At 22.1% G+C, this 11,853-nt stretch carries 19 protein-coding genes; 17 read left to right on the plus strand and 2 right to left on the minus strand.

Features of this window, described 5'->3' with window-relative positions:
- Window positions 1-379: 379 nt before the first annotated feature.
- A complete protein-coding gene (locus AACL05_RS00395; RefSeq protein ID WP_338986054.1) occupies window positions 380-1,540 on the minus strand; it encodes an Mbov_0401 family ICE element transposase-like protein in 1,161 nt (386 codons plus the stop codon).
- A 75-nt stretch (window positions 1,541-1,615) separates the two neighbouring features.
- On the opposite strand from AACL05_RS00395, the gene AACL05_RS00400 reads away from it, so the two are divergent.
- Both AACL05_RS00400 and AACL05_RS00405 read left to right on the plus strand, forming a co-directional pair.
- Window positions 1,616-3,322 (plus strand): hypothetical protein, encoded by a 1,707-nt coding sequence (locus tag AACL05_RS00400; RefSeq protein WP_338961696.1) that lies wholly within the window; start codon window positions 1,616-1,618, stop codon window positions 3,320-3,322.
- Window positions 3,323-3,663: 341 nt separating this feature from the next.
- Window positions 3,664-3,819 carry a hypothetical protein gene (locus tag AACL05_RS00405; RefSeq protein WP_338986055.1) on the plus strand — a complete coding sequence of 52 codons (156 nt, stop codon included), beginning with the start codon at window positions 3,664-3,666 and terminating at the stop codon, window positions 3,817-3,819.
- Here the strand turns inward: AACL05_RS00405 and AACL05_RS00410 are convergent.
- Window positions 3,816-5,774, minus strand: coding sequence for a hypothetical protein (locus AACL05_RS00410; RefSeq protein ID WP_338986056.1), 1,959 nt, complete (start codon window positions 5,772-5,774; stop codon window positions 3,816-3,818). The genes AACL05_RS00405 and AACL05_RS00410 overlap by 4 nt on opposite strands.
- Before the next feature lie 734 nt (window positions 5,775-6,508).
- On the opposite strand from AACL05_RS00410, the gene AACL05_RS00415 reads away from it, so the two are divergent.
- From AACL05_RS00415 to AACL05_RS00485, 15 genes are all read left to right on the plus strand, one after another.
- Window positions 6,509-7,027, plus strand: a complete 519-nt coding sequence (locus tag AACL05_RS00415) for a hypothetical protein (RefSeq protein WP_338961702.1) — start codon at window positions 6,509-6,511, stop codon at window positions 7,025-7,027.
- Window positions 6,999-7,169, plus strand: coding sequence for a hypothetical protein (locus AACL05_RS00420; protein WP_338961476.1), 171 nt, complete (start codon window positions 6,999-7,001; stop codon window positions 7,167-7,169). The genes AACL05_RS00415 and AACL05_RS00420 overlap by 29 nt, the downstream gene beginning before the upstream one ends.
- Window positions 7,162-7,317 carry a hypothetical protein gene (locus AACL05_RS00425; protein WP_338961479.1) on the plus strand — a complete coding sequence of 52 codons (156 nt, stop codon included), beginning with the start codon at window positions 7,162-7,164 and terminating at the stop codon, window positions 7,315-7,317. Before AACL05_RS00420 ends, AACL05_RS00425 begins: the two co-directional genes overlap by 8 nt.
- 2 nt (window positions 7,318-7,319) lie before the next feature.
- Window positions 7,320-7,757: a hypothetical protein gene (locus tag AACL05_RS00430; RefSeq protein ID WP_338961703.1), complete on the plus strand. Its 438-nt coding sequence runs from the start codon at window positions 7,320-7,322 to the stop codon at window positions 7,755-7,757.
- The gene (locus AACL05_RS00435) at window positions 7,747-8,040 is read left to right on the plus strand and encodes a hypothetical protein (RefSeq protein ID WP_338961240.1); all 294 of its coding nucleotides are present in this window, start codon (window positions 7,747-7,749) and stop codon (window positions 8,038-8,040) included. Before AACL05_RS00430 ends, AACL05_RS00435 begins: the two co-directional genes overlap by 11 nt.
- A 3-nt stretch (window positions 8,041-8,043) precedes the next feature.
- The gene (locus tag AACL05_RS00440) at window positions 8,044-8,202 is read left to right on the plus strand and encodes a hypothetical protein (protein ID WP_338961242.1); all 159 of its coding nucleotides are present in this window, start codon (window positions 8,044-8,046) and stop codon (window positions 8,200-8,202) included.
- 1 nt (window position 8,203) lies between these two features.
- On the plus strand, window positions 8,204-8,347 hold the full coding sequence (locus AACL05_RS00445) for a hypothetical protein (RefSeq protein WP_338961243.1): 144 nt from the start codon (window positions 8,204-8,206) through the stop codon (window positions 8,345-8,347).
- On the plus strand, window positions 8,340-8,477 hold the full coding sequence (locus AACL05_RS00450) for a hypothetical protein (protein ID WP_281747958.1): 138 nt from the start codon (window positions 8,340-8,342) through the stop codon (window positions 8,475-8,477). The genes AACL05_RS00445 and AACL05_RS00450 overlap by 8 nt, the downstream gene beginning before the upstream one ends.
- On the plus strand, window positions 8,477-8,713 hold the full coding sequence (locus AACL05_RS00455) for a hypothetical protein (protein ID WP_338961704.1): 237 nt from the start codon (window positions 8,477-8,479) through the stop codon (window positions 8,711-8,713). Before AACL05_RS00450 ends, AACL05_RS00455 begins: the two co-directional genes overlap by 1 nt.
- 129 nt (window positions 8,714-8,842) lie before the next feature.
- The gene (locus tag AACL05_RS00460) at window positions 8,843-9,667 is read left to right on the plus strand and encodes a hypothetical protein (RefSeq protein WP_338961705.1); all 825 of its coding nucleotides are present in this window, start codon (window positions 8,843-8,845) and stop codon (window positions 9,665-9,667) included.
- 16 nt (window positions 9,668-9,683) lie between these two features.
- Window positions 9,684-9,842 (plus strand): hypothetical protein, encoded by a 159-nt coding sequence (locus AACL05_RS00465; RefSeq protein WP_338961498.1) that lies wholly within the window; start codon window positions 9,684-9,686, stop codon window positions 9,840-9,842.
- A gap of 34 nt (window positions 9,843-9,876) precedes the next feature.
- Window positions 9,877-10,065: a hypothetical protein gene (locus tag AACL05_RS00470; RefSeq protein ID WP_174481134.1), complete on the plus strand. Its 189-nt coding sequence runs from the start codon at window positions 9,877-9,879 to the stop codon at window positions 10,063-10,065.
- Between the two features lies 1 nt (window position 10,066).
- Window positions 10,067-10,252 carry a hypothetical protein gene (locus AACL05_RS00475; protein ID WP_338986059.1) on the plus strand — a complete coding sequence of 62 codons (186 nt, stop codon included), beginning with the start codon at window positions 10,067-10,069 and terminating at the stop codon, window positions 10,250-10,252.
- A 17-nt stretch (window positions 10,253-10,269) separates the two neighbouring features.
- Window positions 10,270-10,644, plus strand: coding sequence for a hypothetical protein (locus AACL05_RS00480; protein ID WP_338961707.1), 375 nt, complete (start codon window positions 10,270-10,272; stop codon window positions 10,642-10,644).
- Window positions 10,645-10,662: 18 nt separating this feature from the next.
- Window positions 10,663-11,847 (plus strand): hypothetical protein, encoded by a 1,185-nt coding sequence (locus AACL05_RS00485; RefSeq protein WP_338961708.1) that lies wholly within the window; start codon window positions 10,663-10,665, stop codon window positions 11,845-11,847.
- Window positions 11,848-11,853 lie beyond the last annotated feature (6 nt).

An 11,853-nucleotide genomic window follows, 5' to 3' on the forward strand; every position in this document is an offset into this window, starting at 1 on the left:
CATATTTTCCAGATAATTAAATTATCTGGAATTTAAAATTAATAAGGAAAGAAATTTAATAATTTAATTTTTTTATATAAATTTTGAAATACTTCTATTTTTAACATTGATTTCTTCTCATGATTTTTCATCATTAATATATTTTTTAAATAAAATGGGAGCGTACCGATGTTGTCAATAAGATTCAAATTTGTCTTAAAATTATAAAGTTAGACGAGAATAATTTTGACTTCAATATGCAATTGTATGTTAATTTTAACACTTGAAAAATATTAGTCAATAATAATACTTACTTTTATAACACAAAAACTCTTATTAAAGTAAACTTTAATAAGTTTTATTTTATTTTTCATTTTTTTTAAAAATCTTTAATCTTAATTTATAATAACTGGATGGCAGTATTTATTTGATAGCATTTAAAATTAACCATTTTTGTATACATATCAATATTATAAGTTCTATCACCAATCATATGTTTTAAAATTTGTTTAATATTAGTTTCAGTAAAGCAACCAATATTTTCAACTAATGCTTGGTTTAATACACCATCTTTTGCATTAATAAAATAACCAACTTTTAATTTTTTATATTGTAAGGTTAATGATTGTAAAAAATCAATTAATTCATAATATTGACCTTTTTTAAATAAAGTTATTGCATTTTGATAGTGTAATTTAGTGATTTTATTTTTTCTTCTTCCAGCCATTATTCCAAGAAATAAAACATGAAAAGCATGAAATTTATCTAAAATAAATTTAGCATTTAAAATTGTAGCAGTTTTTCTAATTCATTTTGCACTATCACCACAAACTATTAAATTTGCTTGCTCAAAGTTTTCAAAATATAAATTACCATATTTTTGAATAAATTTAGCTGTTTTTTCTGCACCAATTTCTGTTTTTGATACTCTTATTTTACAAACTGCTCTTTTATTAATTAATTTTCCATTTTTCTTTTTACCAGTACAAAATACTAATAATCTCATAGAACATTTTTTACAATTTTTAGTATTGTGTTTTTCATTAAACTTAAATTTTCTATGTCCATCATCAATATTTATATATAAAGTTTGATTTTTTTCTAATACTATTTTAGGTATATTTGCTTTTGGTAATTCAAATTTTTGATATGTTCTACAAACTGTACTATTGCTTATTAAACCTTCAATAAAAGTATCACAAACATCACGATACTTTTTATCATCAGCAAAATATTTTAAAATTTGTTTAATAACATTTGGTGCAAGCTTACTATATTTTTTAACACCAAGATAGTTATCTAATAAGGATACGTATTCAGTTTTTTGTTTTTCTATGTTATAATGTTTATAAATACGCCGTTTATAAGTTAGTAAACCCTTTTTTGTTTTTAATTTTCTTTTTCTAAATCTATATGATTTATATTCAGATTTATCACATATACTTCATAAATAATCATCTATTTTGGAAAATAATTCTTCTGTTTGTTTTAAACTTAATTCATCTTGATTAAAATCATGTTTATCTCAATCAAAATTATTAGTAAATGGTAATATAAACATTTTTAATGTTCCTTTCTAATTTTTGTTTGTTAATAATTTAAGTTTAATTTTTTTTTTAAAAAATAAGGAGTAAATATGGCTTTTATCACTAGTTATGCACAATTAAATAAAAAATATAGTCTTAATTTTAGTGATAATAATTATGGTTTTAGTTGAGATATTTTTAAACAATTTGTTGGTGATGAATGAGCAGAATTTTTTACTACCAATTGTTTTTATCGTTTTGTACCAACTGCACGTGGAACAAGAAAAACTTGAAACTGTTTAGCATTTGATTTATTTATATGTTGTAATTTTAGTGATAGTAGTGTCCAAGAAGTAAGAAGATATGAAAATACTCATAGTGAAACTACAATTGGTGCATTAATGAATGTTTGTCAAGTTTTATTAGATAAATATGATATTAATTTACTACCTAATAACCCACATGGTATTAAATGAAAAATAACTAAGGATGGTGGTTGTATCATTTTTCCTAATAATCAACAAATTGATTTTATTGGTTATGCTAATGGTAATAAAATTTTTGGAAAAGAAGCGGGTGGGTCAAGTTTTTTAGGTTCAAGAACAGATGAAATAATAATGGCTGAAGAAAAAGAAACTTTAACAGAAAAGCAACTAACATATCGATATGAAAGATTACAAAACTCTATGTTTAGAAGCAACAGAATTAAAGTGTCAAATGAACCAATTAAAGAGTGAAGTTGAACATTTATTGATAAAAATATATATAGTAGTACATTTGGACAAAAGATTACTCGCTATTTTTACAAAAGTTTCTTTATTACTTTTACATGTAATCCATATGATAAATATCATCCATTTTATTTAAAATACTGTACGTCGTTTTTACCATTAAATGATAAAGTGATGAATAATCTTAAAAAAGTTGGTAAAGTTTACTATGAAAATCAAGACATATTTAGTGGTTTAGGTTTATTTGTTTTAAGATTTACTATTCAACCATTTTGAAATAAATTACCTGAAATTCAAAAAAGAACATTATTAGAAATGAAAAAAAGTAATCCTGATGAATTTAATACTGTTTATTATGGTTTTGAATTTTTAGATAGTGATGCAACAATTTTTCCATTTCAAAAAACAGTAAAATATTGACAATCATATAATTTAAAACAATTTTATAATCAAGAAAAAGATATGTATAAATTTGATTTTTATAGTGTTGGTATTGATTGAGCTACGGGACCAAAAGACCATACTGTATTTATGATAGTTGGTTTTAAAGAATATAATAATACTGGTTATTATGACCCGTATGTTATTTGTGAATTAGTAGTTACTCCAAACGATTTTATTAATGAAAACGAAAAAATTAATGCTTATGTTAATGAAATTTTAGGATTAATGGATAATTTTGAAAATTTTGACCAAGTAATTTATTTTTATGATGATAAAGCAAGAACAGCAATGGATTGATTAAATCAAAAATTAATAGATGAACATAATACTATTTTAATAACACAAACTGCTATTAAACATGCTTCAAATTTAAATCAAGAAGCAGGATTAACTAATAGAGTGGTTTGAATGAGAAATATTATGAGTTATGGAAACTTTTATGCTAATAAAGATGATTTACCAAAAACTACTCAATGTTTAGAAGAATTACGTTATGATGAAACAAAAACTAACATTCCAGACAAAAATATGTACCAAGACCCATATGATGCTTTGTTTTATGCACTATATCCATATAAAAATGTAATTAGAGGTAAAAATAATGCTACTGTGAAAAAAAGTATCTTCACATTTGCTATATAATAAACAATTTCAATATAATTAATAGTATAGGTCTCATAAAATAAACGCCTTTAATTTAGGCGTTATTTTGCATTTAAAAGTATATTTGTAAAAATAATCAAAAATAGTACAATTTAAAAGTAAAATCAAGGAAAAAAGGAGAATTAAAATGCAAGATAGCAAAGAAATGATAAAAAATGTAGAAAATGAAAAAGAAGAAAAAGGAAAAAAATTAAATAATTTTAAAAAATGAATTAAAATAAATTATAAAAAAATAATATTATGAACTGCTGTTATAGCTGCACTTTTATTAAGTATAATGTCATATTATAAAACTTATAATTATAAGTCATATTTAGGACATGATTATACAGTCTACTGGGGGGGCTGGAACAACAATATGATCACATGAAACAAGTGATGAACATAAAATAAATTTATATTTTAGTGTTAAACAAATTCTTGATTATGACATAAAATGAGATGGTATTTATCCAGATGGATATTTTGATAATTAAATTTCTATATTTATATAAGAAATATTTTCATTATATTTATCAAATAAATTAATATTTTTTAAATTTATTTCTTGTTTATCAGTTATTAAAATTATTTCATAATTAGCAGCACCAAATATACCACTAATTTCAATCCGATTTAAGTTATTAATCGGATTTTCAATTTGTAATTCAAATTGATTATTATTATCAATTTGTGAAATTTCTTTATAAAATTCTAATTTAGAAAATAATTGAGATTTATTTGAACCGTATAAATTTAAAGCATTTTCAATTTTATTGTTACTAATAATTGCTCTTGTAAAATACTTTCCATATTCTCCATTACCTAATGTTCAATCAGCAGGAATTAATGACGGAATATTATTACTTTCAAGTTCATTAGTTATAGATAATCAGTTAAATTGATTATCATCTAATTTAAATAATTGATTTTGGCTAATATCATTATTTTTTAACTTAATGTTATTAATATCTGTAAAATCAAAATATTCAGATTTTAATATTACTTTTATATCTGTAAATCTTCAAATATCATCTTTAGTAGGTTTTATTGGGCTTGATTTTAATTCAAAATAATAAGGTAATAATATTTTATTATCATCATTTAATCCTTTATTTATTGATAATGATGAATAAATATATTTTGATAACATAATAAATACTTGTTTAAATACTTTAATTTGCAATAATTTTATATAATTTGGATATTCAAACTCCCATTGTTTAAATAAGTTAGTAATTATTTCATCGGGTTTTTGTCCTGAAAATGTATCACGTAATTCTGCCATCTTATTTATTGCTTTTCCTTTGTCATTGTATAAAGCACCATTAAAATTTCTATTATAGTTATATGTATAACTTAACATATCTAATAATAACTGTTGTAAACTATCAATTGTTGGCGCATCTTGTATTTCAATTGCTATACTTTTAAATCTATTATTAGTTGCAAGATAAACATATCATCCTTCATTACTATAAGATAAAACTTTTTTATCTTCCAAATGTATTTCATGTTTTAATGGTCAATTACCATCTCAAACAGCACCCATTTCCCAACTTAATCAATTATCAGTTACTCTTGCATTATTAATAACTTCTTTTCTTGTTACAGTACCAGTACTAATTTTAATTAAATCTAAAACTGATTTTTCTTGTCCTATAAATTGTTTTGCTAAATTTCAAGGTAAAATTTGTTCACTAAATCATTGTTGTAATATTCTAACTTTTGGTTGAGTTTCAATAGGCATTGATAACAAGGGAAATGCTATCTTATCTTTGACAAATAACTTTGGGTATACTTCCATATTGTCAACTTCACCAAGTACCTTTATATTGCCAAAAATCATGCTTCTAGGGGATTTAATTTTTAAACCAATTACTTTTGTATCTTTGTCTAATGGTTTTTGTAATTTAATAATGATTGGATAACCATCTCTTGTTTTAAAATCTTTAATTTTAATAATAGTTATACTTTTAGTACTTCTTGTTTTTGGATTTTGATAAGGTTGTGAATAATTATTAATGATATATAAATTATCAATATTATTTTCAGTTAAGGGTTCATTAATAGATACAGCATATAACTTAAATTGATTTAATAAATTTATTTCTTGAAAAATTAAATTTTTAATATCAGTCATACTATATTCAATAGTATTATCATTAATATTAGTACTTGGTCTTTGATTTAATTGCATAGTAAAGTCTGATGTTTCAGTAGCAGTAGTTTTTAATACTTTATCAATATCAATAAAACCTATTTTAATAGTATTTGCTGAAAATCTTAAACTATTATTTTCATTATTTTTAAATAAACGTTCAATTTCATAAATATATATAGTTCTTTTTTTAAATTCATCGTAATTATATTTATCAAATCTATATGGGAGGTTCCCAAAAAAGTAGGAAGATGAATTACTAGATAAATAAATTCTTTCCAATATTACCATTTAAAAATGATGATAGAAAAATTAAATTCTCTTTTACCCTTAAATTTATATTCGACGTATTTTAAAAAATATATATTTAAATAAAATAAAAATTATTCTCAAAGTTATTATTAAGGAAAAAGACAAGAAATAATCTTGTCTTTTTTTTGTAATTGTAAAATTTTAAAATTTTTAATAAACCTCTTTAACGCTATTATCAACACGTGTTAGGGAACTAAAAAAGTGAACTACAACACAGTTGTTAAAAATAGTAGCTAGAACATGTGGACTTGCATGGATAAATAAAAAGTGGAGTGATACCTAATAAAATATACTAACCATTTAATGGTAATTCTTGGGGTGGGAGCGAATTGGAAACTAGTATATATAGACCTGTTGTAGGGACCTATTGTATTAATTCTATTCTTTATTTAACCAACCTTGCCACCCCCCAGTGAGCAAGTGTTGGTTTTATTTTTTATTTTTTTTGAAAATTTTTTTGGGCGAGAAAATAAATTTCAAACTTGTAAAAAAAATTGAGCGGTGCCGGTTCAATTAAAATATTAATTTGTTTAACACAAATTAAATAAATATTGAATCGAATGCCTCGATTTCTTTTTAAAATTTCACAATTTATTTTTGAGCCCAGAATTTCTGAAATGAATAAAACTAATAGTAGTATTATTAATAATCTAAAAATCAAAATATATGTTCTTTATGCTATAAGCAACAGAACATATTAGGAAAGGATTATTATGCAAATAGAATTTAAAAAAGAACAAATTGTTAAAGATAAACCACAAGCTATTCTTATTGATTATGGTGAATATAAATTACAATGTCCAAAATGAATGGTTAAAAATAATAGTTTTATTGCTGATGATAAATATACATATTGAGTTTTTAATTTAGAAAATATTAAAAGAGAATTAAGTGGTAATGAATTAATAAAATTATTAGAACCATATATTAAAGACCAAAAAATAACTGTTAATAAACCAACTGCTTCAAAAGAATATTATCTTAATGATATAAAACTTGAACCATTAAAATTTTATGAACAGCATAATAGTTGATTTATGGGTGAAATAACAGATAACAAAACTAAAATTACTAATCCTTGTTTTAAATATAACATTACATGAGAAGAAAACAGAAAATGTTTTAAAATAAATAATCCATATAAACATGATGATTTACCAATTAATTATATAGTTACTTCTTATAAGGAAATTTCAACTCATAATGAAAAAGTATTTTTGTTGAACATGTAAACAAAATAAATTAGATTATTTATTCTTTAATACTAATGATATAAAAACAAGAAAATATTTTTTAAGAGATAAAAATAGTAAAACAATTTGTTACGACTGTATCTTAAATATTAGGTTAAGCAGGAGGTATAAATATGGATAAAGAAAAATTAATTTATTATCTTGATAATGAATTTATGGAATTACTTAAAGATGATATTAGTGATGAAATTAAAATTAATATTAGTAATTGAAAAATGAAATTAATAATGAGATTACAAGAAAAAATTAAAAATGGAAACTTTGATTAATAATGCAATATGACTTAATTATTGGAATTGACCCTGCTGGAATTGGTAATAATGGAATCGTTATATATTCAAATGAAACTAATAGTATTGTTTTAAATAAAACATTTAAAACAAAAACTATTTTAGAAAGTAAAGATTTTTATAAAATATATTTTCAAATAACTAAAAACAAATTTATTGATAAAAAAATATTAGTTATTGTAGAAAATTTCTTTTTAACTTCAAAACAATTATTAACTAATCCATTAGCAACTCCTAAAATTATTGGTGCATTAATGGTATTAGTAGAAGACGTTATGAATTGAGATTTTCAAGAAAACGAACCAAAAAATAAAACTAAAATAGAAAATTATAAAGGAAATATAAAATTTACAAAACATGAACAAGATGCATATAAACATATTCAATATTATTTAAGGAATTATAAAAATGAAAGATAAAGCAAATTATGTCAAATTAACAGTAAAACTGAGTAACACTATTGAAGCAAAATATTACGAAAAAGGTAATAAAGAATTATATTATAGTGTTCGTGGTCAATGAAATGGATTAAACTACGTTACTTTAATTTTTAATAACCCAAAACTTTATAGACGCTGTATTTTATTAAACAAAAATGATGAAATTATTGTAACTGGTCAAATCTTTAACACTTTAAACATTCCTAAAAATCGTGCATTTTGTTCAATAAATGTTAAATGATTTAAAAAATGAAAAGAGTAAAAAATGATATTATGAAAATTTTTATTAATAGTACCAATATTAATAACAAGTATAACACTAATAATATTTTTAATATTTATTATTAAAGAATTAAAAAATGAATATAAAGTATTAAAAATATTAAATGAAATTGCTAATCAAATTGAAAATAAGGAGAAATAATATGAAATATGAAGATAAATGTTCTATGTGCAATAAAGTAAAAGAAAACTTTTTATCCAATACCTGTAATAGTTGTTGATTAGAAGCAGTTAATAAATGAAATAGAAGAAGTTGAGGAAATTTAGGAGACTTTGATAATGAATAAAGAAAAATTACTTAAATATATGAAAGATATAATTAAATGAACTAAAAAAATTAATTATACAAACTCTGATTTTGACAAAAATATTTTAAATTTATTAATTGAAAAAATAGAAAAAGGTGAATTTGACTAATGATAATATTACCTACTTTGTTTGAAAATAAAGATGAAATTGAAATATTATCACCATTTCCAAAAGCAATTCATACAAGTAATGATATTAGAGCAATTATTTTAAGACAATACCCAAATGTTAAATCCAAACACATAATTGTTTCGGACCCAGAAAGTAATGTTGCATTAATAGTTGGTAATAATGATGTTTATCAAGGTTGAATTAAAGTAACAATTAAAAAATTAGAAAATTAAAGGAGAATAAAAAAATGAAAAAGGAAAAAATTAAAATTAGAAATTATGAATTTGAATTATATGAATATCAAGTAAATACTTTATTAGATATTGTAAGAGAAATGTTAAAAGTAAATAAAGGAGATTAAAATGCCAAACGAAAATACACAATCAAATTATACTTTAACTAAGTTAATTAGAACTGGTATAAGTCCAATTTGTGCAATGATTGGTACAAGTGCTTATTATGGTCAAGTAATTGCAAATCCAGTATTAGGTTCAATTAATAGTTTATTATTTGGTAAAAAATTAGGTTTAGATATATGAAATTTAAATCAAAGACCAAATACTAAAACTAAATTAATTAATAGTAGTAAAAAAATATTATTAGGTTTAGGAACAATTGGTTTAGCAAATTATAGTAAATGAACAGAAAATAATATTAGTCCTATTATTCCTACAACACCAACTCCAATAACTACTACAACTACAACAGAAGGTCCTCCATGATTACTATTAAATAAACAAGAAAATCAGTCATTAATGGATTGAGATACATATATTAGTTTAAATGCTTATGGTATATCAAATCTTATTAGTGGATTAACTGAGTTAATACCTAATAAATTTGAAACAATAAGAAAGATTTGTAATATGGCAACTGGTGGATGTTTAATATCAAGTGGAGTTGCTATGGGTATTAATAATGATTTTAATAATGCTTATGCAGTACCTACTATTATTGCAGGAATAAGTGAAATTATTCATAATTTATTACCAATGGAAACAACTAATCATATTGAAGAAATGCAAGAAACATCATTTAATAATGAAACTGCAAGATTAATTAATGATAATAGTTTCACAATTAATAGTGAAAGAACTAGTCAATATGGTAGTGATAATATGAGCGAAGTTCCATTAAATCATGATAATGCTTCACTAAATTGAGATTATAATCACATGAGTTTATAAAGGAGGTGAATAATTTATGAATAAAGAAAAATTACTTGAATATTATAATAATGAAATTCATACATATAAAGAGAGAATGGAACAATTAAATAAAGAAATTGCCTTATTAGTAAGCATTATAAGTAATTCAAAATCGATGATTGAAAGAATTAATGGTGGTCAATTTGATGAATAATTAAAAAATAAATAATTGAAAGGAAAATATTGAAATGAAAGAATTTTTACATGAATTAATAATTATTGGAACAAGTGTTGGAACATTAATTTGCAGAGAAATTATTGTTTTATTAAAAAGATTTATCACAACTCCAAAACATGTTAGAGCAAATAACAAAATTATAAAACATCAAAAAAAATTAGCAAAATTAAATGAAAAGATTAATAAAGGAGAAAAATAATATGACAAAAATTGAATTTAATGAAAAATATAGAAAACAAGATATTAGTATTGATAGAAATTTTGATTTACATATTGATAATTGTTTTAAATTTTCTGATATTGATACATTAGAAAATGCAGTTAATGATTATAAAAAATTAATAAGTGAAATACCACAATTAGTTAAAGATTGATTATTGGGATAAGATTAGGAGAATGTTAAATGTTAGAAAATAAAGATAATGTTCAACAAACAACTGAACCTTTAACTGAAAATAATGTTCAACAAGAAATAGAAAATAAAGTTAATGAAGCAGAAAATAAGTTAAATAAACTTAATCAAGAAATTAAAGAAAAAGAAATAATTAATATATTTAAAAAATATCAAGTTAAAACTGAATTTTATGATTATTTAAAATTTAAAACTAATAATTTAGAAAATTCAAAAATTGAAGAAACTATTAAAAAAATGATTAAAGAACAACCAGTATTTAAAGAAACAATTAATACAGGTGGAAATAAACAAATAATTATTAATAATAAAACAAATGATAAAGAAAATTTTTTAATTAATTATAAAAAGAAAAATTATTTATAAACGAAAGGAAGAAATAAAATGTCAGTACCATTTAATCAAAATTTAGACAATACAGAGAGATTAGTAGAAGCGCCAGAATTTATAGAATTTTTTAAAATTTCAAATAGTCCATGAGCAAACTTTTTCCCTACTGAAATTGTTGACTCAGTAAATATTGAGTTTATTGTTAAAAAACCAAAAAAACCAGAAGTAAAAATTATTGCTTGAGATGATAAAAGTAAAAGATATGAATTACCATATGTTGATACAGATAAAATTAGTAAAAAAATAACTAAAAAATATCTTGCAGGAGAAATTATTGCAGATGTAGATTTAAAAGCAAATAATGGACAAAATTTATTAGATAGTATGCAATATGAAGTTGCAAATGATTTAGCAGATAAATTGGCAATTGATGATACACAAGCAATTGCAAAATTTGCTACTAAAATCGATATTGAAGATACAACACCAGTAGACTATTTAAAATCAATGTTATCTGCTTGAAATACTTTGTTTCAATTTAGAAACATTGCAAATAGTAAATTTTTTATTACTAATGGTCTTTATGATAGTTTAGTTTATTTAGCAGATAATAAAGGTTTAATTACCGATAATCAGTTGGCACAACAATTACGTTTAAATGGAAATAATTTATATGTAAAAGGTGTATTATGTGAAATTGTTCTTGATGATTATATGATTTTTACTAATGATAAAAATGAACAACAATTAATGACCTTTATTTTAGCAACACCAAGAGCGATGAAAAGATATATGATAGAAAATACAGTTATTTATGTAGATTTTATTAAAGATGATAAAGCAGGAAGAGCATATAAAGTTGCTGGTGAAGTTGTTGGAGAAGCAATACCATATATTTCTAATAATGAAACAACATCACGTTGAATGTTATGTGGAGTTATTAAAACAGAAAAAACTGATTTAAAAACTAAAATTACAAGTTTAACAACTGATATTACTGCAAATGTTAATAACAATAATAGTGAATTAAATACACAAATAAAAAGTACTAATGAACTTAAATCATTAAATCCAAATTTAACAAATCCAACTATTAAATATTTTAGTGATGCACAAGGAAAAACTAATGTAAGTAATCAAAAACAAAAAGCAGGTGACTTATATATAACCATTACTGCTAATGTTAATGACTTAAATTATAAAGGAACAACAAATCCAATTAAAATAACTCTTAAATAAAGGAAA

It is taken from the genome of Spiroplasma endosymbiont of Thecophora atra (genome assembly GCF_964019735.1).
Taxonomy (GTDB): Bacteria; Bacillota_I; Bacilli_A; order Mycoplasmatales; family VBWQ01; genus Spiroplasma_E; species Spiroplasma_E ixodetis_A.